At 67.8% G+C, this 23,839-nt stretch carries 22 protein-coding genes; 15 read left to right on the top strand and 7 right to left on the bottom strand.

Annotation, left to right across the window (positions count from 1 at the left end):
* The first annotated feature begins 288 nt into the window (after positions 1 to 288).
* From BKA25_RS01700 to BKA25_RS01715, 4 genes are all read left to right on the top strand, one after another.
* Complete coding sequence (locus tag BKA25_RS01700; protein ID WP_265736944.1) at positions 289 to 2,553, top strand: UvrD-helicase domain-containing protein; 2,265 nt, start codon at positions 289 to 291, stop codon at positions 2,551 to 2,553.
* 172 nt (positions 2,554 to 2,725) lie between these two features.
* A complete protein-coding gene (locus BKA25_RS01705) occupies positions 2,726 to 4,210 on the top strand; it encodes an SDR family NAD(P)-dependent oxidoreductase (protein WP_084643859.1) in 1,485 nt (494 codons plus the stop codon).
* 157 nt (positions 4,211 to 4,367) lie between these two features.
* Entirely contained in the window at positions 4,368 to 4,940 is a 573-nt protein-coding gene (locus BKA25_RS01710; protein ID WP_157421306.1) for a hypothetical protein, read from the top strand.
* 131 nt (positions 4,941 to 5,071) lie between these two features.
* Positions 5,072 to 5,296 carry a hypothetical protein gene (locus BKA25_RS01715; RefSeq protein WP_069852675.1) on the top strand — a complete coding sequence of 75 codons (225 nt, stop codon included), beginning with the start codon at positions 5,072 to 5,074 and terminating at the stop codon, positions 5,294 to 5,296.
* Between the two features lie 14 nt (positions 5,297 to 5,310).
* Here the strand turns inward: BKA25_RS01715 and BKA25_RS01720 are convergent, their stop codons facing one another.
* Positions 5,311 to 5,934, bottom strand: coding sequence for a hypothetical protein (locus BKA25_RS01720; RefSeq protein WP_157421305.1), 624 nt, complete (start codon positions 5,932 to 5,934; stop codon positions 5,311 to 5,313).
* A gap of 687 nt (positions 5,935 to 6,621) precedes the next feature.
* On the opposite strand from BKA25_RS01720, the gene BKA25_RS01725 reads away from it, so the two are divergent.
* The 4 genes from BKA25_RS01725 (at position 6,622) to BKA25_RS01740 (ending at position 10,108) form a co-directional block, all read left to right on the top strand.
* Positions 6,622 to 7,863: a S8 family peptidase gene (locus BKA25_RS01725; RefSeq protein WP_069854139.1), complete on the top strand. Its 1,242-nt coding sequence runs from the start codon at positions 6,622 to 6,624 to the stop codon at positions 7,861 to 7,863.
* 293 nt (positions 7,864 to 8,156) lie between these two features.
* Positions 8,157 to 8,606, top strand: coding sequence for a hypothetical protein (locus BKA25_RS01730; RefSeq protein WP_069852672.1), 450 nt, complete (start codon positions 8,157 to 8,159; stop codon positions 8,604 to 8,606).
* The gene (locus tag BKA25_RS01735) at positions 8,603 to 9,307 is read left to right on the top strand and encodes a hypothetical protein (RefSeq protein ID WP_069852670.1); all 705 of its coding nucleotides are present in this window, start codon (positions 8,603 to 8,605) and stop codon (positions 9,305 to 9,307) included. The genes BKA25_RS01730 and BKA25_RS01735 overlap by 4 nt, the downstream gene beginning before the upstream one ends.
* A 228-nt stretch (positions 9,308 to 9,535) precedes the next feature.
* Positions 9,536 to 10,108, top strand: a complete 573-nt coding sequence (locus BKA25_RS01740; RefSeq protein ID WP_157421304.1) for a hypothetical protein — start codon at positions 9,536 to 9,538, stop codon at positions 10,106 to 10,108.
* 25 nt (positions 10,109 to 10,133) lie between these two features.
* On the opposite strand, the gene BKA25_RS01745 is transcribed toward BKA25_RS01740, so the two are convergent.
* The gene (locus tag BKA25_RS01745; RefSeq protein WP_084643857.1) at positions 10,134 to 11,342 is read right to left on the bottom strand and encodes a DUF445 domain-containing protein; all 1,209 of its coding nucleotides are present in this window, start codon (positions 11,340 to 11,342) and stop codon (positions 10,134 to 10,136) included.
* A gap of 95 nt (positions 11,343 to 11,437) precedes the next feature.
* On the opposite strand from BKA25_RS01745, the gene BKA25_RS01750 reads away from it, so the two are divergent.
* Positions 11,438 to 12,619, top strand: a complete 1,182-nt coding sequence (locus tag BKA25_RS01750; RefSeq protein WP_069852665.1) for a pyridoxal phosphate-dependent aminotransferase — start codon at positions 11,438 to 11,440, stop codon at positions 12,617 to 12,619.
* 87 nt (positions 12,620 to 12,706) lie between these two features.
* Here BKA25_RS01750 and BKA25_RS01755 read toward each other — a convergent pair whose 3' ends face one another.
* Positions 12,707 to 12,901, bottom strand: a complete 195-nt coding sequence (locus BKA25_RS01755; protein ID WP_069852663.1) for a hypothetical protein — start codon at positions 12,899 to 12,901, stop codon at positions 12,707 to 12,709.
* Positions 12,898 to 13,542, bottom strand: coding sequence for an RNA polymerase sigma factor (locus BKA25_RS01760; RefSeq protein WP_236750404.1), 645 nt, complete (start codon positions 13,540 to 13,542; stop codon positions 12,898 to 12,900). The genes BKA25_RS01755 and BKA25_RS01760 overlap by 4 nt, the downstream gene beginning before the upstream one ends.
* Positions 13,543 to 13,805: 263 nt before the next feature.
* On the opposite strand from BKA25_RS01760, the gene BKA25_RS01765 reads away from it, so the two are divergent.
* From BKA25_RS01765 to BKA25_RS01785, 5 genes are all read left to right on the top strand, one after another.
* Positions 13,806 to 14,045 (top strand): hypothetical protein, encoded by a 240-nt coding sequence (locus BKA25_RS01765; protein WP_069852661.1) that lies wholly within the window; start codon positions 13,806 to 13,808, stop codon positions 14,043 to 14,045.
* A gap of 55 nt (positions 14,046 to 14,100) precedes the next feature.
* Positions 14,101 to 14,508 carry a VOC family protein gene (locus BKA25_RS01770; RefSeq protein ID WP_069854137.1) on the top strand — a complete coding sequence of 136 codons (408 nt, stop codon included), beginning with the start codon at positions 14,101 to 14,103 and terminating at the stop codon, positions 14,506 to 14,508.
* 232 nt (positions 14,509 to 14,740) lie between these two features.
* Positions 14,741 to 15,265, top strand: a complete 525-nt coding sequence (locus BKA25_RS01775) for a PadR family transcriptional regulator (protein WP_069852660.1) — start codon at positions 14,741 to 14,743, stop codon at positions 15,263 to 15,265.
* Entirely contained in the window at positions 15,262 to 15,990 is a 729-nt protein-coding gene (locus BKA25_RS01780; protein ID WP_069852658.1) for an ABC transporter ATP-binding protein, read from the top strand. Before BKA25_RS01775 ends, BKA25_RS01780 begins: the two co-directional genes overlap by 4 nt.
* Positions 15,987 to 18,386 (top strand): FtsX-like permease family protein, encoded by a 2,400-nt coding sequence (locus BKA25_RS01785; protein ID WP_069852657.1) that lies wholly within the window; start codon positions 15,987 to 15,989, stop codon positions 18,384 to 18,386. The genes BKA25_RS01780 and BKA25_RS01785 overlap by 4 nt, the downstream gene beginning before the upstream one ends.
* Before the next feature lie 75 nt (positions 18,387 to 18,461).
* Here the strand turns inward: BKA25_RS01785 and BKA25_RS01790 are convergent, their stop codons facing one another.
* Complete coding sequence (locus BKA25_RS01790; RefSeq protein WP_069852655.1) at positions 18,462 to 19,556, bottom strand: quinone-dependent dihydroorotate dehydrogenase; 1,095 nt, start codon at positions 19,554 to 19,556, stop codon at positions 18,462 to 18,464.
* Between the two features lie 54 nt (positions 19,557 to 19,610).
* Positions 19,611 to 20,276, bottom strand: a complete 666-nt coding sequence (locus BKA25_RS01795; protein ID WP_069852654.1) for a helix-turn-helix transcriptional regulator — start codon at positions 20,274 to 20,276, stop codon at positions 19,611 to 19,613.
* Between the two features lie 96 nt (positions 20,277 to 20,372).
* Here BKA25_RS01795 and BKA25_RS01800 point away from each other — a divergent pair, with 96 nt between their 5' ends.
* Positions 20,373 to 21,251, top strand: coding sequence for an oxidoreductase (locus BKA25_RS01800; RefSeq protein WP_069854136.1), 879 nt, complete (start codon positions 20,373 to 20,375; stop codon positions 21,249 to 21,251).
* A 64-nt stretch (positions 21,252 to 21,315) separates the two neighbouring features.
* Here the strand turns inward: BKA25_RS01800 and BKA25_RS01805 are convergent, their stop codons facing one another.
* Positions 21,316 to 23,661, bottom strand: coding sequence for an AAA family ATPase (locus BKA25_RS01805; RefSeq protein ID WP_069854135.1), 2,346 nt, complete (start codon positions 23,659 to 23,661; stop codon positions 21,316 to 21,318).
* Positions 23,662 to 23,839: the final 178 nt, after the last annotated feature.

The following is a 23,839-nucleotide window of genomic DNA, read 5'->3' on the forward strand; positions in this document are numbered from 1 at the left end:
TGTCCACCGGGTAGCTGATACTGGATCAGCACTCGGGTGGGTACACCGTTTTTTTTGTTTGCCCAGAACCGAACCTGGACGAGCTTCGACTGGTTGCGAGTTCGGCTATTCGACACTACGTCCGAAGAGGGCAGCGAACTTCTGGCGAAGAATCATTCAGCGGTCGATGGCGAGGTCATCGTGCGTGAAGGCGCAACATCAACCACCGGCGATGCAGAAGTTGTGGCACCATAAAAGGTGAAAGATATACCTCAAGCCACTTTTTATTATATCGCGCGAGGAGTTGAGTTGTCAACCGCCGAGCATTGCGCAGAACTTCAGCTAGAACGCGAATACGTCGCCATGTTGTATCGACGTCTGGATGCGGAACGGGCCAGGTCCTCGGCGGCGCTGGATTCCGCGCTGCGCGACGTACCCGGTGGCAGTCCACAGGCGGGCTGGCAACGGCAGGTAGCGGTCGACACGGCGACCGAACAGGTTCGCAGACTTCGCGTAGCCGAAAGCGGATTGTGCTTCGGCCGAATCGATCAGCGTGCGGGTGGCGGGATGCACGTCGGCCGGATCGGTCTGTTCGACGATGACGCGCCCATCGATGCGGACGACGTCCTGTTGTTGGACTGGCGAGCTCCGGCCGCCCGGCCGTTCTACTGCGCGACACCGGCCCATCCGGAGGGCCTGGTCCGCAGACGGCACCTGCGGACCAGCGGCAGGACGGTAGTGGACTTCCACGATGAGTCCTTCACGACGGGGTCCGTCGGCGGTGTGGACGACTCGGCGTTGTTCACGGCACTCAACGCGCCCCGCGAGGCCACGATGCGAGACATCGTCGCCACCATTCAGGGCGAACAGGACGAGATCATCCGAGCCGAGCACGCCGGTGCATTGGTGATCGAAGGCGGTCCGGGTACCGGCAAGACTGCAGTGGCCCTGCACCGAGTCGCGTATCTGCTCTATTCCCGGCGCGAGCAGCTCTCGCGTCGGGGGGTATTGATCGTGGGACCCAATGCGGGCTTCCTACGCTACGTCGGTCGGGTGCTGCCCTCCCTCGGTGAGACGGACGTCGTGTTCGTCTCACCGGGGGAACTGATGCCGGGAGTACAGGCCACCGAGGTGGAGGAACCCATCGCGCGAGCAGTCAAGGGCTCGACCGCGATGGTGGAGGTGCTCGCGGCCGCGGTCGCCGATCGACAGGAGCTGCCTGCTGAGCCGATCCTGATCCCGCTGGAGGACGGCATCGTCAAGCTGGACAGCGAGCTTGTCGAGTCAGCTCGGACCAAGGCCAGGGCGACGGGCCTGCTGCACAACCCGGCCCGGGCGATCTTCCGCGAGGCGGTGCTCGACGCGGCTACGGAACGGGCGGTCCGGCGTATCTCATCGGGGTGGCTGCGTGGCGATGGCCGCAGCGCCACCGATCGGGCCTTACGTGCCGAGCTGGCCGCCGAGGTCCGGCTCGAGCTGCGTGGTTCGGCCGCCCTGCACACGGCGATCGAGCGACTGTGGCCGAAGCTCACGCCCGGCAGGCTGCTCCGAGAGTTGTTCGGTTCGCGAGCTCGGATCGATGCCGCGGGATGCGAACTCACGGCGGCCCAGCGGGATGCGTTGTTCCGGCCGTCGCCACGGGCGTGGACGGTGTCCGACGCGCCACTGCTCGATGAGGCCGTCGAGTTCCTCGGCGCGAGCGAGGACACCGAGGAACAGGTCAAACTGGCTCGGGAAGCCAGGGTCGCCTACGCCGAGGGCGTGTTGCAGGTCCTCGACACCGACGAGGACCCCGATGGCGAGCAGCTGCGCGCGGTGGACCTGATCGGGGCCGAGGAGCTGGCGGAACGCCATGTGGAGCGGGACGATCGTGATCTCGCCGAACGGGCCGCCGCCGACCGTGAATGGACCTATGGACACGTGGTGGTCGACGAGGCCCAGGAGCTGTCGGCGATGGACTGGCGGGTCGTCATGCGGCGTTGCCCGTCTCGCTCGATGACCATCGTCGGGGACCTGGCCCAGCGCGAGTCCTCGGCGGGTGCGACGGACTGGGCCGGAATGCTGACGCCGTATGTCGGCGACCGCTGGTCCTACCGTGAACTGCGGACCAGTTATCGCACGCCCGTCGAGATCATGGCGGTCGCCGTCGACGTGCTTGCCGAGGTGGATCCGGGACTGCGGGCGCCGGAAGCGGTGCGCACCAGCGGTGCAGTGCCGTGGTCGCGACAGGTGCCCACCGGTGAGCTGCCCGCCGCGCTCGACACGGCCATCCGGTCCGAACTGGCGCAGCTCGGCGACGGGTTACTCGCGCTGATCGTGGTCGAAGAGCTGCTGGAGACGGCCGAGTTGCTGGCTGCGTCGATCGGCGCGGACCGCGTGCACACGATGACCCCTCAGCAGTCCAAGGGCTTGGAGTTCGATGCGGTACTGATCGCCGAACCACAGCGCATTCTCGACGCGGGCCCGCACGGCGCTGCGGGGCTGTATGTGGCGGTGACCAGAGCCACCCGGCGGCTGGCGGTGTTGCACACCGGTCCGCTGCCCGCCCCGCTCGACAAGCTTGTTCGCGACTAGTCACGGTCCGCCGGGGAGGCGTCCGATGAGGGCCTCCCCGGTCTGCCGAGGCAACGGCTTGACGACGGGGCAGCGGCCCGAACCGATGCCGCCATCGGTCGGCAAGGCGTATCGGCGTGGGCGCGTACAGTTCCGGCGGCGTGGGAACGTGGGAATGGAAGCGGTGAGGAACATGACGGTGCGAGAGACCGACCAGGAAGAGCGGCGGATCGAGCCGATGGGCATCGATCCGGATCGTCTGGCCGACTGCCTCGCCGTCATCGCCGAGGTGGAGGAACTCCCCGATCAACACCCGGATTACGTCGCGGTGCGGCGGGCGACCGCCCGTATCTACAAGGCGGTACGTCGACAGCGACGCAACGCGAAGCGGGACGCGATTCGTGAGGCCGACGAGGCAGTGATCGCGGCGACCGCCACCGGTGCGCCGGGGCGAATCGACGACGAGACCAAGGGTTTGCCGCTGATCTCGGCGACACAGGGCACCTCCGCAGGTACCTACCAGCGCCCGAGGTCTTGCTACACGTGTAAGAACCGCTATCGCGAGGTGGATGCCTTCTACCACCAGCTCTGTCCGTCCTGCGCGGAGTTGAACCGATCGAAGCGGGATGCCAGGACGGATCTGACCGGTCGACGGGCCCTGCTCACCGGCGGTCGGGCCAAGATCGGCATGTATATCGCGCTTCGGCTGCTGCGGGATGGCGCACACACCACCATCACCACCCGGTTCCCCGCGGACGCGGTACGCCGGTTCACCTCGATGCCGGACAGCGCCGACTGGTTGCATCGGCTTCGGGTGGTCGGTATCGACCTCCGCGACCCCGGACAGGTGATCGCCCTCGCCGACTCGGTGCGCGAACAAGGGCCGCTGGACATTCTCATCAACAATGCCGCGCAGACCGTTCGGCGTTCGCCGGGCTCGTATACCCCGCTCATCGCCGCGGAGTCGGCTCCGCTGCCCGCCGGGCCGCTGCCCGAGATGATCAGTTTCGGGCACTCCGCCGCCGTGCACCCCGCCGCGTTAGTCGGCGCGATCGCCGACGCGGGCTCGGAACCGGGTGGTCTCACCCCGGAGGTGGTGACCGCGCTGGCGCTGACCGCTGATCCGGCTGCTCCGGCACGGCTGGCCGACGGCGCGATGGTGGACGCGGGTGGCCTGGTGCCCGACACAGCGGAGAGCAACAGCTGGATCCAGCGGGTGCAGGAGGTCGAGCCGACCGAGATGCTCGAGGTTCAGCTCTGCAACATGACGGCGCCGTTCATCCTGGTCAGCAACCTGCGTTCCGCGATGGCCGCAGCGCCCGCCCGCCGCAAGTACGTGGTCAATGTGTCCGCGATGGAAGGCCAGTTCAGCCGCGCCTACAAGGGGCCGGGGCATCCGCACACCAACATGGCCAAGGCTGCGTTGAACATGCTCACCAGGACCAGCGCCGAGGAGATGCTCAACAACGACGGCATCCTGATGACCAGTGTGGACACCGGGTGGATCACCGACGAGCGGCCGCATGCCATCAAACTGCGGTTGGCGGACGAGGGCTTTCACGCGCCCTTGGACCTGGTCGATGGCGCGGCGCGGGTCTATGACCCGATCGTGCGCGGCGAGGAGGGCGAGGACATCCGAGGCTGCTTCTTGAAGGATTACGCGCCGGCAGCCTGGTAAGCGTCCCGGGCGACGCACTGACTCATCCGGGGCACTTCCTAGGCGCTACGGGCTTCGGTGCGGCAACCTGGAATACCTGATGACATCCCGGCGGCCACCGCTTGCCGTGGTGTCGTCGGCAGGTAGGCAGGGTTGCTTCAGGAGGGGTTGAGTGCGAATGCGGGATCGAATCAGAGCCGGAGTCGTGGGGATGGCGATGGGGCTGCTGCTCGCCTCCGGGTCGATGTTGTCGGCACCTGCGGCACTCGGTGCCGAGCAGGAGACGTCGGCACGAGTCGCGGCGAGTGTCGAGGCTGCTCCGCAGACCGTGCGTGACATCGATTGGCGAAATTCGGAGTTCCCGGTGTCCGAGGTCGGCGGTTGCCCGCCCGCCATCGTGAGCTTCGAGGATGGCCAGGGCGTATCGGGTGACTGGATCTACCGCTTCGCGCCGGAACGGGAGATCGTGTTCGCCGATGTCGGGCTCGGCCGTGAGGCCGCGCTGCTGGTGTTGCAGTGTGGTCCGCCCAACTCCGAGTTCTCCACGGCTGTCGTCGCGATGGACGTCGACGAGGCCGGGACGATCACTGCCCTGGGCACCGTTGGCAACAAGGACTCCTGGGAGATCTACCCGGCCGATATCGCGGTGTTCTACGGCGATGTCGCCATCCGATTCCAGGACTTCGGCACCGACGAGTTCTTCAACGAGTACTACCGGTACTCGCCGGGGGAGGGCTTCGTCCAGCTCTGAGGTCGCATCCTCGGCTTGATCTCATCCAGCAGGACTTGATTGACGCACCACCGTGATGGGGAACTCTGGGTGGACAAGGGCGTTCCTGCTGACCGGTGGCGAGCGTGATCGAGGACCAGAGATGAGCTGACATGCCGAGTTTCGAATCCAACCCGATGCAGGCGATGGGGACCGGCGCCTGCATTCTCGGGTTGGCGATCAGTGGGTCGAGGCGTGACCAGCGGGCGTCGGGGGCAGTGCACCAGGCTGCCCCGGCGCCCGCAGCGCGTCTGACACCGGCGAGCAACCAGCCCCCGATGTGGTGGCCGCGAACCGAGTTCGTGATCGAGCGGCAGGCGGGGCTGTCCGCCAACTGACCGCAGGGTGCGGACTAGTCCGCGCTGGCAGGGCGCGTCCCGGGCGGACTGGTGGGCCACCGCCAGGCCAGGCCCGCCGTGCCAGGGCCGACATCGAGCTCGACGGTGTGGACTCCGTGGGTGTCGTCGAGTACGGGTGGTCTTCGTCGGTCTGCCGACCCGTCGATCGCGGTGCCGACGCGGTGGATCTCGCTCGGCAGGCTCGCTTGGTGGAAGTCGATCTCCAGCAGGTATTCCCGAATGGGGGCGCGGAAGCGACGGGAGCACTCCGCAGTGATCAGTCCCAGGCCTGCCGGGTCGCCGATGAGCTGGTACTCCAGCACCGCCGTCTCGCCACGGGAGAGCGGCCGAGGCAGGACCAGTTCTGCGACGACCAGCCCCGAGCGGCTCGACGCCGAGGCATGCCTGCCGAGCTTGCAGTTCCGTCCCGGATACAGCGTGGGTGCCGTCGTCCCGGAGATCTCGCCGTCGAACACCGTGACGATTCGATCCGGCCCGTCGGCTCGGGCCCGCAGGACCTGCCGGACCGCTACCCGACGGAATTCTCCTCGGGCGCCGAAAAGATATCGATCATGTTGACTGACCCGGTCCAGCTGCATGTCGGAATCGATGTCCACACCCGTGAGTAACTCCACCACGCGGGCATCGTGCTGCCATAGTGCGATGGTGTTGGGTTCGATTCGCTGATTTCTTCGGCCCCGTGGGCGCGGTGGCCCGAGAAGCTTATGCAGTGCGTTCGACGGTATCGCGAGTATTTCCTCCAGGTCGCTGAGCGCGGCCATTGACTCGCGTCGCTCCGGTCTACTTCGCCCGGATTGCCAATAACTGAGTGTGGCCACGCTTACCGGATGGCCGCGTTGCCGCAAGCGGTGGCACACTCGGTCGAGGCTCAGGCCGCTCGCGGTGATCGCAGCACGAAGAGCCGCGGTGAAAGGCCCGTTCAGCAGTAGTGTTGAGAGCGAAGGGTCGTCCTGGTGTACTACCGGAGTCGGGCCTCGGTCACTGCGGGCGGCGCCGAGCATGTGTACTCCTCGTAGCCGGTTGGATGTCCGGTTCCGACGTTAGCGAGCGCCTTCTGGGTTGTCATCAGGCACGCTCTCCGATTCCAGATGTCGGGATCTTCCGGTTGATCGGATAGCTGTTAACTGGCAATGAGACGCCCTTCCCTTTCTTGGCGCCCTCTTTCTAGGGTCGGAGTCGTACCGCGAATTCGGATGGCAATCGAGTTCCCGGTGCATCGGGATGAATCGAGTCCGGAACTGACGTCGGCGCTCGAACTCGCGGCCCGCATCGGGAGTTCGCGGGTGTCGGCAAGGAGGAAGTCCATGTCCAAGAACTGGCGGAATCCGTTACGCGCATTCCTCGGATTGGGAGCGGCGGCCGCCGTCTCCCTGACCGCGGCCGGTCTGGCGGCCGGTGCCGACACCGCGTCGACGGGATCCATTCGACACGCCGACGCCGAGACGGCCATCGCAGGCAGCTACATCGTCGTACTCGACGATGCCGAGGTGGGCACCTCCACCTCGGCCGTCACCCGGTCGGCGGCCTCGTTGACCAGCACTTACGGCGGAACGGTCCAGCGCACCTACAGCGCGGCCATCGACGGGTTCGAGGCCAAGCTCAGCGAGCGCGAGGCCGAGGCGCTCGCCGCCGACCCGGCGGTCGCCTACGTCGAGCAGAACGCGAGGGTCGGGCTCAGCCTGGCCCCCGCACCACAGCAGGTGAGCGTCCAGGCGGTGCAGACCAACCCGCCGTCCTGGGGCATCGACCGGATCGACCAGCGCAATCTGCCCTTGAATCAGCGCTACGAGTACACCAGCACCGGTCGCGGCGTCACCGTGTATGTGATCGACACCGGGGTCGACATCAACCACCCGACCTTCGGCGGCAGAGCCTCCTACGGTTACGACTTCGTCAACGGATCACCCAACGCGGCCGACCAGAACGGCCACGGCACCCACGTTGCAGGCACCGTCGCGGGCAGCGAGTTCGGTGTGGCCAAGGAAGCCGAGATCGTCGCTGTCCGAGTCCTCGACGCAGGTGGCAGTGGCACCACCGCAGGCGTGGTGGCAGGAGTCGACTGGGTCGCCGACAACGCCAGCGGCCCGTCGGTGTCGAACCTGAGCCTGGGCGGCGTCTCCACCGCGCTGGACCAGGCCGTCGCCGGTTCGATCGCCGCAGGCGTGAGCAGTGCTGTCGCGGCGGGCAACAGCAACGCCAACGCCAACTTCTTCTCCCCGGCCCGGGTCCCCACCGCGATCACCGTTGGCGCCACCACCAGGAGCGACGCGCGTGCTTCCTACTCCAATTGGGGCAAGGTGGACATCTTCGCGCCGGGTTCGGACATCACCTCCTCCTGGCTGGGCGGTGGTCGCTACACCGGCAACGGCACCTCGTTCGCCGCGCCGCACGTGGCGGGCGCTGCGGCTCGCTACCTCCAGTCCAACCCGAACTCGACACCGGCACAGGTGAAGTCGGCTCTGGTCGCCGAGGCCACGCCGAACATCGTCGGAAACCCCGGTAGCGGCTCCGCCAACCGGCTGCTCTTCAAGGCGCCCGCCAGCTGACGGCGGTAGAGGCGAGCCGTTCGGTCTCCCACGGCGAGCCTCGATCTCGGCGGTCGACCCGGCAGGGCGGGTCGACCGCCTTCGGGTGTGTCCGGGCCCCTTCGCGGAACCGGGCTGCGCAGGAGAGTTCCTTCGGTAAGCAGCCGAGCCATCCGATGTCATCGCGCTGACCAGCGGGAACGTCGCTATGTGGTTCGGCGAGATGATCTATCTACCCGATCAGGGCATTGAGATGTGTCCGGGGATCGACGATCTCGTAGGGAGAGGGGCGCCCTTCCGCTGAAGGAGACACGATGATGATCGACGAGGTGACCGCGACGGTCCTCGGTGGCTGTGGGCTGTTGGTCGGCGGCTCGCTGTTGATCTGGTTCAGCATCGTCGGATTCGGCGACCGGCCGGTTCGGCAGGGGAAGTCCGCGGCGATGTCACCGGACACCCAGCACCACCTCGGCCGTCAGGACGACCCGCCCGGCGATGGGCGGCCTGCGGAGTCCGACGAGCACGCTCCCGATCCGTCCATCGACCCGGAGTCGACCGGTTACGGCGTCGCGGCGATCATCCAGCGTTGCGAGGCAGGCCGACGTCGCTCGACTGCGGAGCCCCGGGTTCACCGAGCCAGGCCCGTGCTACCGATCGATCAGCCCGCATCGGCCCTCCGAGTGCGCTCCGACCGCCGACCGATCGTGCCTGCGGGGATGAAACGACGGACGCTGCGTCAGCGGCCTGTGGTGCCACCGCGATGAACGGTCCCGTGCTCGTCGAACAGGACACGCTGCCCGCTGCGGGGTTGATCCTGGATCGGCATCTCGCGTTGTCCGACGACGGCCCACCGCCGACGGGAATGATGCTGATCGCGTTGTGCGGGGTCCCGGTGGTCATCGGTCCGCCGCCCGCCGAAGTGCTGCCCGGTGTCCCCGCAGCGTTCACCGCCGATTGCCTGGGCTGTCAGGACGTGCTCGGCGAGATCCTCGCCGAGGAGCAGTCGGACGCGGCAGAAGCCGACGAGCGGGATACGTCGGGGCGAGCCCGATCCGATACTGCGGTGCCCGGATGCGGTTGCCCGGATCAGCCGGTGCGGGCGGAGGCCCGGCCGCCTTGCGGCGATACGGATTGCGTGGGTCCGGAGGGTGCGAGATCGGAGGATGACGTCGTCGACGTCGAGTCGACGGAGGCACTCTGGGCACCGCTGCGGTTGGACCAGGGCGGTTCGGTGCATCTGTGCCGGGTTCCGCCGACGGCGACGACGTTCGTCGCATCCTGTGGCGCTACCCTGCCCCGTGCGATGGTCGAGGTCGTCGACCCGGGTGACGGCGTGCCCTGCACCTGCTGTCTGCTTACCTCCGTCGGCTCCTCGGCACTGTTGACCTGTGGCGAGGGTCGATCGGACGATGTCGGATCATCCTCGCCCGGCGCTCCGCCTGCGGCGATGGGTCCGGCGGCCTAGTCGTCCGCGTCTGCGGTCGTAGCGCGCCGGTCGAGGTGGGCGGGCCCTGACGTGCCGAGGATGTCGATCTCGCCCAGGATGTCGTTCGATGGCGTTGGCCGTCGCCGACGTGGTTTCTCTTCACACATGCGTGGAGTCCGAAGGCAATACCCGCTCAGGATTCCGCGCCACCGATGTCGCCGTGTCCTGCCGGGATCTCGATGACGACAGGAAGAGAACGAACCGATGATGGTCGAGGACCAGACCGTTGGCCGGGCGCCCGTACCGGCGCGCCCCGATTGGCCTGCGGCAGCTCTCGAACACCTGCTCGCGACCGAGTACAACCTGACGGTCGACCAGTACGAACTGTTGGTGGCGCTACTCGTCGAGGCAGCGCCGATCGCCGTCGCCCGGTTGCACCCCGGCGGTGCGGATCCGGCCGAGTCGCTCCGAACCCTGTTGCGTGAGCTGGAGAACGCCGGGTTGCTGCTTCGGGAGGGCGCGCCGGCCGAGGAGGAGATCAGGTTGACCATCAACGGGCGGGATCGGGTGCGGGCCGCGCACTCCGAGATCACCCGAGCGAGGTCGGCCGCAGCGCAGCCGGTGGCGGAGAACGCACCGGCTGCGGCAACGGACACGCCGCACCGACGGACGGCCGGTCCGTTGCACGAGCCCGCCGACGCAGCGCAACGGGGCACCGAGGACGGCAGGCGATGCCTGGTCCGGCGCACCTCGGGCAATCCCTGTGGATTGGTCCGGACGGTGGCAGGCCACTCGGAGACAGGCATCTCCCAGCGTCGTCCCCGGGCCCTGGTCGGTTAGTCGACCGGCGTCGTGAGTTCGCCGGTCACAGCAGCAGCTGCGAGAGGGTGTGGATCGTCAGGCCCGCCAGCGCGCCGACCACGGTCCCGTTGATCCGGATGAACTGGAGATCCCGACCCACCTGCAATTCGATCTTGCGCGAGGTCTCCTCGCCATCCCAACGTTCGACGGTGTCGCTGATCAACGCCCTGACCTCGCCCTGATAGTTGGTCACCACGTAGACAGCGGCGCCTTCGAGCCAGCCATCGGCCTTGGCCCGCAGGGCGTCGTCGTTGACCAGCCGCTTGCCGAGGGACTGCAGACCGCTCTCCACCCGGAGCCGGAGCTCGCTGGAGGGGTCCTCGGCGGCGTCCAGGATCGCCTGCTTGATCCTGGCCCACACCGAACCAGCCAGGTTCTGAACCGCCGGGTGGTCGAGGACCTGCTGCTTGAACTGCTCCGCCTTGTCCATGGCCACCGGATCGTGCTGGAGGTCGGAGGCGAACTCGGCGAGGAAGGTGTCGAGCATCTGGCGAACCTGATGGTTCTTGTCGGTCTTGACGGCCCAGGCGAAGGCGAGTACCTCGTTGTAGATCCGGTCGCCCACCATGTCGTCGACGAACCTCGGCGACCAGGTGGGGGCCCGCTTGCTCACTATCGAGCGCAGATGCTCGCGGTTGCGTTCCACCCATTCGTAGGCGCGGTCGCAGAGCATGTCGACCAGCTTGTGATGCGACTTCTCCTCGACGACCTGGCCGAGGATCTTGCCGATGGGCGGTCCCCATGGCTGTTCGACGAGCTTGCGCACCAGCGCGTTCTCCAGCACCGCCTGGACGTCCTCGTCGCGCAGGACCGCGACGGCTCCCCTGGTGGCGGCGGCGATCTCCGAGGTCAGCCGGGCCGCGTTCTCCGGTTTCGCCAACCAGGTGCCCGCGCGCTTGGCGACCTCGGCGCGCTTGAGCTTCTCGCGGATGACCTGCTCGGACAGGAAGTTGGAGCCCACGAAGTCGCCGAGGCTCTTACCGAGGGCATCCTTGCGGGTCGGGATGATCGCGGTGTGTGGAATCGGCAGTCCAAGCGGCCTGCGGAACAGCGCTGTGACGGCGAACCAGTCGGCCAACGCGCCCACCATGCCCGCTTCGGCCGCCGCACGGACGTAACCGACCCACGGGTCGGCGCCCGCGTTCTCCTGCCAGCGGGCGATGACGTAGATCACCGACGCGACCAGCAACAACCCGGTTGCGGCCGCTTTCATCCGACGCAGGCTGCTGCGCTTGTCCAACTCGCTCGCGGTTAGTTGCTGCACGGTTCGATTCTCCCGCAAGGAGCCGCCTGACAGGATCAGAACTTGTGCGTACTCCTGCTCTCGTCTCTCGCCTTCGGCCATTCACCTCCACGATCTTCGCCGAGATGACCGCCTCGGCGGTGCGAACCGGTGCCGTCAACCTCGGTCAGGGCTTTCCGGACACCGATGGTCCGATGGGCATGCTTCAGATGGCTCGTCGGGCGATCGCCGAAGGCGTGAACCAGTACCCGCCGGGGCCGGGCAGGCCGGAGTTGCGTGCGGCGATCGCGGCGCACCGGATGGAGCAGTCCGGCATCGAGTACGACGCGGATACCCAGGTATTGGTGACCGCAGGGGCCACCGAGGCCATCGCGGCCGCGTTGATCGCCCTGGTCGAACCCGGCGACGAGGTGGTCGTCATCGAGCCGTATTACGACTCCTACGCGGCCGCGATCGCGATGGCGGGCGGGGTGCGTCGCGCGGTGCCGTTGCGATCGAATGCCGAGACAGGACGCTTCGAGCTCGACCTGGATGCGCTTCGTGGCGTCGTCGGCCCCGCGACCAGGGCGATCCTGGTGAACTCCCCGCACAATCCGACGGGCACCGTGCTCAGCAGTGCGGAGCTCGCGGCGATCGCCTCGGTGTGTGTCGAGCACGATGTGCTGGCCATCACCGACGAGGTGTACGAGCAGTTGATCTTCGGCGACGCCCGGGAGGGCACGCGGCACCGCACGCTGGCTGCGTTGCCGGGCATGGCCGAACGCACCCTGGTCATCTCCAGTGCGGGCAAGTCGTTCAGCGTCACGGGCTGGAAGATCGGCTGGGTGTGTGGACCGGTGGAGCTGGTTCATGCGACCAAGGCCGCCAAGCAGTTCCTGACCTTCACCGGTGGCGCCCCCTTCCAGCCTGCGGTCGCCCATGCACTGCGGCATGAATTGGCGTGGGTGGAACGGCTTCGTGCGGATCTGCAGGCCAAGCGGGACCGATTGGGGGAGGGCTTGGCCACGGCCGGATTCCGGGTGCTGCCCAGTGAGGGCACCTATTTCGTGTGTGCCGACGTCCGGCCGTTGGGTTACACCGACGGCGAGGTTCTGTGCCGGGCCATGCCGGAGCAGATCGGCGTGGCGGCGATTCCGGTGGCGGCCTTCTGTGACGACCCGGAGCCGGTGCGGCACCTGGTGCGATTCGCGTTCTGCAAGCGCAACGAGGTGCTCGACGAGGCGCTGCGCAGACTTCGACGGTTGTAGGGCGCCGTAGTCCGTGGGGGACGGGCTGTCCTGGCCTGACACCGATGCGGGTCCGGTTCAGGGCCCGCCTGCGCGGCGACCGGACGCTCACCGTTCCGGTCGATTCGAGTCGCCTGGCTGCGGCCGAGTGGGATCGGCGGGCGGGTGGGGGACGTCCGTGGCCCAGGCCATGCCTGCGGCCACCGACTCCGTCGCTCGCAGGCTCAACTCGGGTGGCGGTGGATCGAGGACGTCCAGGAGTGCGGCGATCCTGGAGAGCAGACTTCGATCGGCGGGATTCATCGGGCTACCTCGCTGTGCGTCGCGCCTGCTCGTCCCGACATCGCGATCGGCTTCCCGGTCGTCCGAGGCCGGGAATCCTCGGACAGTAGTTCGCGCAGGCTGGCCAGGCAGCGACTCCGGGTGGGGCCGACGCTGTTGGCGGGCATCCTGAGTCGGTCGCCGACCTGTGCGTAGGTCAGGTCGGGGTGGAACGCCATGGTCTGAAGCAGCGTGCGGCAGCGGGCGGGAAGCCCCGCGAACGCCTGCCACAACGCGCGATCCTGTTCGGCGGACAGGACGGTGTTCTCGGGCGTCGTGTCATTCGACGATTCCGTCTTGTCCGGTGGCGCGGCGGGCACCTCTTCCCAGGGTTGTTCCCGTTGACGACGTGCCAGCAGGCGAAGGGACTCGTTGCGGGCCGTGGTGGTGAGCCAGCCCGGGAGCTTTCGGGGTTCCCGTAGCGATGCCAGCCGTTCGGTCAGGCGCAGCCAGGTGAACTGACAGACGTCCAGTGCATCGGCGTGGCCGAGGCGATAGGCCCTGGCCACCGACCAGACCATCCTGGAATAGCGCTGCACCAGGTCCTGCCACGCGGTCGAGTCTCCAGCGATGGCGCGTCGGACCAGTTCTTCGATGTCCTGGGGCGAGGCGTGCGGTCGCACGAGGTGACCTCCGGTTCGTCGTCGGTGTGATCGGCTTTTGGAGCTCTCCGACGGCGACTGCGCTCCCCAGCGGGCCCGAGACCGCCCGATGGTGTGAGCGTTATGTCCGGTGCTGCGGGGTTCCACGGCTCGCATGGTGGCGCCCGGCACCAAAAAATAACCGGCGTATGCGTAATGGTGGTTGATTGAGCTGGTCGCGGCTCGCATACTTGGCCCGTCGGCACCTAACTGGTGAAGTCGGTACGACGGTTATGGAGTGAGTGATGACCCTGGTGGAGATGGAGCAGCGGCTGGTCGAGCATCGGGTGGCCGTGCGGGAGCGGGTCCGCGATGCGGCCATCGACCGGGCTCGGCTCGGTTCCCGGCCGCGTTGGCGCGAGCTGCTGAGCGGGTGGCTCGGTCGGACGGCGAAACGGCGAGCCGGAGCGGGTGGTGGCGCGGGGGCCTCGGCTCGGCGCGCCGCCGTCCCGGTTCGGAGCACGCCGGTGGGCTGTGCCCGATGAGCGCGGTCTGTGGTCGCCCGCGCTGCTCGGCAACGCCGTGGAAGGGGACGAATCGATGATCGATCACGGTGCGCCGACCCCTCGGCGGTCGCTGCGACTGGAAGCGGTGGTCCTGGACTGTCCTGATCCGGCGGGGCTGGCGGCGTTCTACGGTGCGGTGCTGGGCTGGGAGACGGTGGCCGAGGACAGCGGCGCCGACTGGGTGCGCCTGCGGAACCCCGCCGGCTCGTCCGACCTGTGCTTCCAGCGTGATCCGGAATACCTGCCGCCGGATTGGCCCGGACGCGCCAGGCCGCAGATGCTGCACCTGGACATCGAGGTGGCCGATGTGGTCACCGAACACGAGCGGGTCAGCGCCCTCGGAGCCCGGTTGCTCGCCGCCGATTCGGCGACCTTCCGCGTCTACGCGGACCCGGCGGGGCATCCGTTCTGCCTCTGCGCCTGTCCGGCCGATCCGAGCTGACCTCGGGCCGTAGCGTCGGACAGCGCAGTGGTGCCTGCGCTGTCGCCGGTGTCGAACCCGCGGCCGGTCCGGGGTTACGGTCTCTTCGGCGGCGGTCGGTGTTGCCTCTGCTTACTGTCGCCGACCCGATCGTTGCAGGTGAAGTGCCCCTGCGCTGGATTTGTGGGAACAGTGCGACGACATCTCCGGGGGAGTATGTACTAGGTGTATACACCCGGTGTATTGTGGCGTCATGTCAATCAGCCAGACCCTTCTCGGGCTCCTGGAGAACGGGGCGCGGCATGGGTACGACCTCAAACGCGCCTATGACGAACGGTTCGGCCGTGAGCGTTCGCTGCACTACGGACAGGTGTATTCGACCCTGGCGCGATTGCTCCGAGACGGTCTGGTCGAGATCGACGGCGTCGAAGCGGGTGATGGTCCGGAGCGCAAGCGTTATGCCATCACCGACGCGGGCCGCGAGCAGGTGACCTCCTGGCTGGAGACGCCGGAGAAACCCGAGCCGTACCTGCAGAACAAGCTCTACACCAAGGTCGTCCTGACTTTGATGTCCGGACGCGACGCCACCCGCCTGCTCGACGCGCAGCGTGCCGCGCACCTCGCCTTGATGCGTGAATTCAACCGCCGCAAGCGGGGCGCCGACGTCACCGATCACATCGTCTACGACTTCGCACTCTTCCACCTTGAGGCGGACCTGAAGTGGCTGGACCTCGCCGCTTCCCGCCTCGGGCCGCTGGCCAAGGAGATCAAGGCATGACCATCAGCTACGACAATCAGCAGTCCGATCCTGCGCAGGTCGACCAGCGCGGTGCGGTGCTTACCGGCACCGATCTGCACTTGAGTTTCGGCCAGACCCATGCGCTGCGCGGTGCGAGCCTGTCCGTGCGCGCAGGCGAGATCGTCGCCGTGATGGGCGCTTCCGGCTCCGGGAAGTCCACGCTCCTGCACTGCCTTGCGGGCATCCTCGCTCCCGATTCGGGGCGGGTGGACTTCGCCGGTCGCGACGTCACCGCGATGAACGACGTGCAGCGCAGCGCCCTACGCCGTAGCGAGTTCGGCTTCGTCTTCCAGTTCGGCCAGCTGGTTCCCGAGCTGTCCGTCGTCGAGAACGTGGCATTACCGCTGCGACTCGGCGGCACCAAGAGTTCTGGGGCAGCGTCCCAGGCGAAGACCTGGTTGGAGCGGCTCGGCGTCGCCGACGTGGCCGACAAGCGGCCGGGCGAGATCTCCGGCGGGCAGGGGCAGCGGGTGGCGATGGCCAGGGCGCTGATCTCCCGGCCGAAGGTCATCTTCGCCGACGAGCCGACCGGTGCGCTGGACACGCTCAACGGCGAACAGGTGATGACCCTGTTGGCCGACACGGCACATGAGACTGATGCCGCCGTCGTCCTGGTCACCCACGAACCCACCGTTGCGGCCTTCGCCGACCGGGAGGTCATCGTGCGGGACGGTTCGATCAGGGCGGAGGACACCGTCCAATGAGCAAGGCTGAAGGCGGCGTGTTGCGCCGCTGGACCCAAGACCTGGCCCTGGGGGTCCGACTGGCTGTCGGGGGCAGTCGGATCCCCTGGGGCCGCATTTCGCTGACCTCGATAGGCGCTGGCCTCGGGGTGGCGGTGCTGCTGTTACTCGCCTCGGCCGGAACGGCCATCGAGCAACGGGCGGAGCGGTACTACGAGCGCACCCCTGCGGTGGCAGCCGATTTGCTCGAGGTGGATCCGGAGACGGAACTCGAGCCCTTCCTCGCGAAGCGTGCCAGCTTCGGCCACGACGGGGTGGACCTCTCCGTCGTCTTCCTCGATACCGCAGGAGCGGACCCGTCGCCGCCGCCCGGTCTGGAGCGGATGCCCGAACCCGGCGAGATCTTCATCTCGCCCGCGTTGGAGGAGCTGTTCGACTCGCCACGCGGCGAGGTGCTGCAACAACGGCTCGGCGGCCGGGTGGCCGACGAGATCCAGCAGGACGGACTGGTGGACCCGCACGAGCGCTTCGCCTATGTGGGTACCGACCGATTGCGGGACATCGAGCCGCTGCCCAACGCCACGGCATACGGATTCGGGGTGGATGCGCCCCCCAGGGACACGCTCCCACCCGAGGTCCTGGCGGTGCTGCTCGTCGGGATCGTGGCCATCGTCATGCCGGTGGTCGTGTTCGTCGCCAACAGCACTCGGATGGCCGAGTCCGCCCGCGACCGCAGGCTGGCCGCATTGCGGCTGGTGGGCGCCGACGCACGCCAGATCCGACGCATCGCCTCGGGGGAAGCGCTACTCGGCGCGGGCGGTGGTCTGGCGGTCGGTCTGCTCGGATTCCTGGGCGCTCGGTCGGTGGCGGAATCGTTCCGTGTCGCCGACATCAGTGTCTTCTCCTCTGACCTGATGCCGGAACCATGGGCGGTCATCGCCATCGTCATCGGCCTGCCGGTTCTCGCCGTGACGACCGCTATCACGGCCATGCGGCGTGTCGTCGTCGAGCCTCTGGGCGTGGTCCGGCTCTCCCAACCGATTCGACGCAGGCTCTGGTGGCGGCTGGCGCTGGTGGTCCTGGGATTCGTCGGTGTGATCGTCACCCGGGATTACATCGTCACCCGATCCGGCGCGGTGGCGTTCAGCCTGTCGGTGGCAGCACTGCTCGCCGGGGTGCCCGCATTGCTGCCCTGGCTACTGGACAAGGTGATAGCGCGGTTGCGCGGCGGCCCGCTGCCCTGGCAACTCGCCGTGCGCAGGCTTCAACTCGGGAGCGGGACCGCATCGAGGGCGGTGAGCGGTGTCGCGGTGCTGCTGGCCGCCATGATCAGTCTCTACGCCGTGATCAATACCGTGGCGGTCAGAGACCGACAGATCGATGAGAACCTGGCTGCGATGGATGCTCGGCTGAGCCAACGCATAGAACCGGGTCTGCACGAGGTTCTCTCCTCGACCACCGAGGAATCGACGCCGAGCAGCTCTGAACTGCTGGCTGCGCTGGAATCGGTTCCCGACGTGAAGTCGGTGTTCATGGGCCGAAGCGATTGGGTCGAGGACGCGGACCAGTACGGGTATGGGGTCCTCGTCGCGGATTGTTCCCAGCTCGAGATGGTCAACGCGCTGCAGTCCTGTGAACCGGGCGACGCCTTCGTGCTCGCCGATGGTGGCGAGGCGCAACTCGAGCCCGGCCAGGAGATGATCTATCGCAGCTGGCTCGACGAGGGTGAGTCCTCGATTCGGTGGGAGGTGCCTGCGGACGCGCAGCGAGTCTCCTGGGAGCCCACCCGGTTCGCCCAGTACCTCCAGTTCCACGCAGTGATGCTCACTCCGGAGGCCGCCGCAGGGCTGCCCGTGGGCATGTTCGGATCCGAGATGTACTTCACCGTGGACCCGGGAGATCAAGCAGCTGTCGATGCGGCGCTGATCGCACTATCCGAGGTCGACCCGCTGGTCGATCTGTGGTCGACCGGACGAAGCACCGTCACTTTCACCAGCGCCCTCGGTAGTGACGCGGATAGCACCTTGGACACCGTTGTGTTGGGGCTGACGCTGGCGGGATTGCTGACGTTCGCGTTGATCGGCAGCAGTCTGCTCGTGGTGGCGATCGAACAGATCCAGGAACGTAAGAGGCCCTTGGCGGTCATCGCCGCAGTCGGAGCGCCGAGGCGAACTCTGTCGTTCTCCGTGCTGTTGCAGACCTTGGTACCGATGGTGGCTGCGTTGCTGGTGGCTGGCTTCATCGGAACGACGATCGCGCTGGCGGTGCTGTTGCCCTCAAGCCAGTATCCGGTGTTCGAATGGACCGGGATCGGTCTGATGGCTCTCGGCGCGTTGATCGTCCCCGTCCTCGTGACCCTGGGAACACTGCCCAGTCTGCGTCGTGCGACGCGGCCGGAGGAATTGCGCACGGAGTGATCGTCGATCGATAGCGGGGGTGACGGGCCCGTCCAGTCAGATCCGACTGGACGGGCCCGCTGTCGTCGGCGGCCGTCAGCCTCGGTCGATACCGACCGCGTCGCCCACACTGGCCAGGCCCGCCGCCCGAACCCTCTTGGCCAGGTCCCGATGAATTCGCCGCGGCCACAGCGGGCCGCCGTAGATCAGCCCGGTGTAGGCCTGCACCAACGTCGCCCCTGCCGTGATCCGTGTCCAGACATCGTCGGCGGATTCGATGCCGCCCACCGCGATCAGCACCAGCCGGTCGCCCACCTTGGCCCGCAACCGGCGCAGCACCGCCAGCGAACGCTCCTTCACCGGTGCACCGGAGACCCCGCCCGCACCGAGCGCGGCGACCTCGGCATCGGGAGTCCGCAGACCGGCCCGGGAGATCGTCGTGTTGGTGGCGATGATGCCGTCCAGCTTCAGTTCCAGGGCCAACTCGGCCACCGCGTCGACATCCTCGTCGGAGAGATCCGGCGCGATCTTCACCAACAGCGGGACGTGGCGCTCGGCCGCCTCGTCCAGCGCGGCGCGCACCGAGGTCAGCAGCGGGCGGAGGTGTTCCACCGCCTGCAGATTGCGTAGTCCCGGCGTGTTCGGCGAACTGACGTTGACCACGACGTAGGCGGCATGCCGTGCGAGCCGCTGCGCGCTGAGTACATAGTCGGCGGCGGCTTCGGACTCCTCGACGATCTTGGTCTTGCCGATGTTGACGCCGACGACGGTCTCATGGGGTCGTGGCCTGCGCCGAAGTGTGTCGGCGACAGCGTCCGAACCGGCGTTGTTGAAACCCATCCGGTTCAGCAGCGCACGATCCGCCGTCAGCCGGAACAACCGGGGCTTCGGATTGCCGGGTTGGGCCTGCCCGGTCACGGTGCCGATCTCGACGTAGCCGAACCCGAGCGCACCGAGTGCGTCGGAGCCGTGACCGTCCTTGTCGAAACCGGCAGCCAAACCGAGCGGCCCAGGCAGATCGAGTCCGAGTGCGCGGACGCGCAACGAAGGATCACGGGGAGCCAGCAGCCGACGCAGCAGTCTGCGAACGCCGGGGACGGCCCCCAACAACCGCAAGGCGTCGAAACTCAACCGATGGGCCGCCTCGGCGGGCACTCGGCTCAGGACCAGGGAATACAGGACTCGGTACATCGATTTCAGAAGCTACCCGGTGCATCGAGCCACCGACCAACTCGGCCGCCGTTTCTAGAGCCCCAACTCGCGGGCTCTGCTGCCCGCCTGGAAGCGAGACTCGGCTCCCAACAGCGTCATCAGCTCGGCAACGCGACGTCGATACGTGCGCAGGGACAGCCCGGTCCGACGCGCCGCAGTCTCGTCCTTGTTGCCCGCGCGCAGACACCGCAGGATCTCGCGGCTCTGCTCGGACAGAACCGGTGGCGGCGAGACCACGTACTCGGCCAGCGTGACTCCAGCCGCCCAGCTCGCCTCGAACAACGAATCGATGCCCTCGATCAGCTCCGGGGAGCGCACCACCGTGTAGGTGCGTTGACCGGCGATCGGTTTGCTCGCCAGCACCGCCACTCGACGGTCGATCAGAATAGTCTCCACCAGCGGAGTCGTAGCCGAGATCCGGACCTGGACGCCTTCTTCGGCGGCCGTGCGGATGCGGCGCTCGGCGGCCTTGTCCGCCAGCGCATGCGGGGCGAACAACTTGCGGACCGACAGGTCGTCCCGGAACCAGCGCCTGATGCCGTGGATGGGCGAGGCCGTGGATTGTGGGTCGGGAAGGCCTGTCGGGTCGGCCGCCAAACAGGCGAAATCGGACTGCGCGTTCCAGAAGAGGTGTCCCGCACGGTCGGCCAGCTCCCGATCACCACGCAGGTGCACGACCTCGTCAGCCTTGTTCGACATGGTTCCACTGTTCGCCGAGTCCTTGTCTGCAGTCAACCGTGGCAGCTTGTTGCCAACCGGATGCCGGGCCGGTGGTTTCCGAGCACGCTGGCCGACATGACGACGCAGAACATCGACGCCTCGGCCGCAGGTCACTGGTTGCTGGGCGGCGAGCAGAAGATCAACAGGCTCGGGTTCGGCGCCATGCGACTTCCCGGCCGCAGCTGGAATGGACCCGCCGTGGATCGCGCTGATGCACTGGCGGTGTTGCAGCGGGCCATCGAACTCGGCGTGGATCACATCGACACCGCCGATTTCTATTTCTTCGAGGACAACCACGCCAATGAGCTGATCCACAGCGCATTGCATCCCTATCCGGATAATCTCCTGATCGCGACCAAGGTGGGTCCCAAGCGCGGGTCGGACGGTGAGCTGCCGAGCGAGGCGGGCCCCGGCGAGCTTCGCGAGCAGGTCGAGCGCAATCTACGGATGTTGGGTCTGGACCGGCTGGACCTGGTGTATTTGCGGGTCGGCGGGGCCACCGGACCCGGGGGCGGCTCACTCGCCGACCGGTTCGCCGTGCTCGCCGAAATGCGTGACGAGGGGCTTATCCGGCATCTCGGGGTAAGCAATGTCGTGCAGGAACAGCTAGCCGAGGCGCAGCGAATCTCGCCGGTCGCGGCGGTGCAGAACCACTACAGCGTGGCCTCGCAGACGGATGCCGCGCTGCTGAAGACCTGCGCCGAGCAAGGAATCGCGTTCGTGCCCTTCTTCCCACTGGGTGGCGGGTTCAAGGAAGTGCAGAACGAACGGATCAATCGAGTCGCAGACCGGCATGGAGCAAATTGGGCACAGGTCGCATTGGCCTGGCTGCTGAACAGCTCCCCGGCCATTTTGGCGATTCCCGGGACGGCCTCGGTTGCTCATCTGACCGAGAACGTCGCCGCAGGCAGCCTCCGGCTCACCGCGACCGACCTGGCCGAACTGACGGCCTGATCAACCGCGTACGCCCGGCCGGGGCAACGGATGAGCCGTGCGAACCGGCCGGGCGGAACGGAGATCAGTGCTGGGCTGCGGCGTAGGCCTCCAACGAGGCCAGCTGCGCCGGATCCAGGGAGGGCCGGACCGCCTTACGCGCGGTGTCCAGGTGATCGCCGGTGACCTCGGCGGCCGCCAGGTCCTCCCGCATCGCGGTCAGCGCCGCCTCCCGGATCAACGCCGTGCAGTCGGCCGCGGAGTAACCCGACAGCTCGGCCGCCAGAGCGGTCAGGTCGACGTCCTCGGCCAGCGGGGTGTTCTTCGAGGCCGAGGCCAGGATGGCCGCCCGGGCCTCGGTGTCCGGCGGCGGAACGTAGACCATCCGCTCCAGTCTGCCCGGCCGCAGCAGCGCCGGGTCGATCAGCTCCGGGCGGTTGGTGGCCGCGACCACCACGACCTCCCGCAGCGGTTGCACGCCATCGAGTTCGGTCAGCAACGCGGCGACCACTCGATCGGCGACTCCGCTGTCACCGGACTGGCCCCGGCGTGGCGCGAGGGCGTCGACCTCGTCGAGGAACACCAAGGCCGGTGCGGCCTCGGCGGCGCGGTGGAACAGCTCGCGCACCGCACGCTCCGATTCGCCCACCCACTTGTCGAGTAGTTCGGCGCCCTTGACGGAGAGCACATTGAGCGCGCCGGTGCCTGCCAACGCTCGCACCAGGAAGGTCTTCCCACAGCCGGGCGGGCCGTACAACAACACGCCGCGCGGCGGTTTGACGCCGAGCCGGGCGAAGGAATCCGGGTATTGCAGCGGCCACAGTACCGCCTCGGTGAGCGACTGCTTGGTCTCGGCCATATCGCCGACGTCGTCCAAGGTCAGCCCGCCGGTCTGCAGGGAATCGGTGGTCGACATCGCGATCGGGCGGACGGTGCGCAGCGCGTCGAGGAGGTCCTGCTGTGCGATGCGCGGGCCCTCGTCCACTCCGGAATCCGCCTCCGGATGCCGCAGCGCGGCCTGCACGGCCGCATCCCGGCGCAGCGCGACCAGATCGGCGGCGACGAAACCTGGGGTGCGTTCGGCGATCACCGGAAGCTCGATGTCGTCGGCGGTGGGAACGTCGCGCAGCAACATACGCAGCTGTTCGGCCCTGGTCCGCGCGTCCGGCGGGGCCAGGCTCAGCTCGCGGTCGAGTAGGTCGGTGGTGCGCAAGCGCGGGTCGACCGATTCGGGGTGTGAGCTGGTCGCGATCAGCGTCACCTTGGCGAGCCCGCTGATATCGCTCAACGCATCGAGCACGACGGTGGCCAGCGGCGTCGGGTTCGTCGCGGGCAGCAGCGCCTCCGCGTCGGTGATCAGCAACACCACCGGCCTGCCCTGATTGGCGATAGCGCGCACCGAGGCCGTCGCATCGTGCACCCGTTGGGACGCCGCGCCTGCCTCGATCGCCACCACACTGGGCGCGGAGAGCTCGATGAGTTCGGCGTTGACGCTCTTGGTGACCGAGCGGACCAGGGTGGCCTTGCCGACGCCCTCGGGACCGGTCACCAGGACACCCAACTTGGGCTGAGCCCCCAGTCTGGTGAGCAGCTCCGGTCGATTGATCGTGAGCCGCAGCCACTCGCCCAGCAACTTCGCCGCACTCTGGGCGCCGATGAGGTCGTCGACCGGCGGCGGTTCCTCTTGGACGGACTCCGCCTCCGTGCCGGGGGAGACCACGACCCCGTCGATGACCCCGGAGGTTCCGGCGTGCGCGGCGGCTCCGTGCGGCCCCGCCGCTACCGGCCCGGCGGCGGCCGCCAGGCCCGCGCCACCCGCGCCCGCCCGAGCCGCCTGCACGGCTCCGGCGGCGGCCGCTGCGGGCGAACCATCGCGCCACGACACCACCGTCGAGGGCTGCACGGCCACCGCGCCGGGCGGATCGACCGAGGTCACCGTCAGCAGTTCGTTGGTCCAGGTCAACCCGATGGCGCCCGAGAGTCTGCGCCGCGCATCGGACACGTTCACGCCTGCGGGCGGGGCGAGGTCCTGCGGCAGCAGCGACACCGAATCGCCCTGGCTGATCACCTTGCCCATCAACGCCAACCGCACCGTCTCCGGCGGGAGCGAGATCGTCGCGAGCCGGGAGCCCGCGACGGTGACCGACCGCGCCGCGACGACCTCGACCGGGGCCACCACCACCTCGGCGCCCTCGGCGAGTCCCAGATTGTTCAGGGTGACGTCGTCGACCAGCACCACGCCCGGTCCGGTATTGCCCGCCGTACCGGGTTCGATGGCCGCCGCGAGGGCGGCGGTGACCCTGGCACCGGTGAGTCGGACCGCATCCCAGGCACGCAGGCCCAACGCATCCAGTACTTCGCGGTGCAGACGGACGACGCCTCGGCGGGTGTCCAACGCGGATGGCGAGATTCTCGTGGTCAGCGTGATCACACGCCCCACCCTACGGTCGTCGACGACGGGCCGGGTCGGTTCGACCCGAAGCTCGCGGTGCAAGGCCGCCGATCGATACATAGCGGTCACCGAACGCGGTAAACCGAATAAATGATCTTGAAATGAAAGCGATCCGGCTCGGATGGGCCAGGGCCGAAATGGAACCGTGCGCCCCCCG

It is taken from the genome of Actinoalloteichus hymeniacidonis, from assembly GCF_014203365.1.
GTDB classification, from domain to species: Bacteria; Actinomycetota; Actinomycetes; order Mycobacteriales; family Pseudonocardiaceae; genus Actinoalloteichus_A; species Actinoalloteichus_A hymeniacidonis.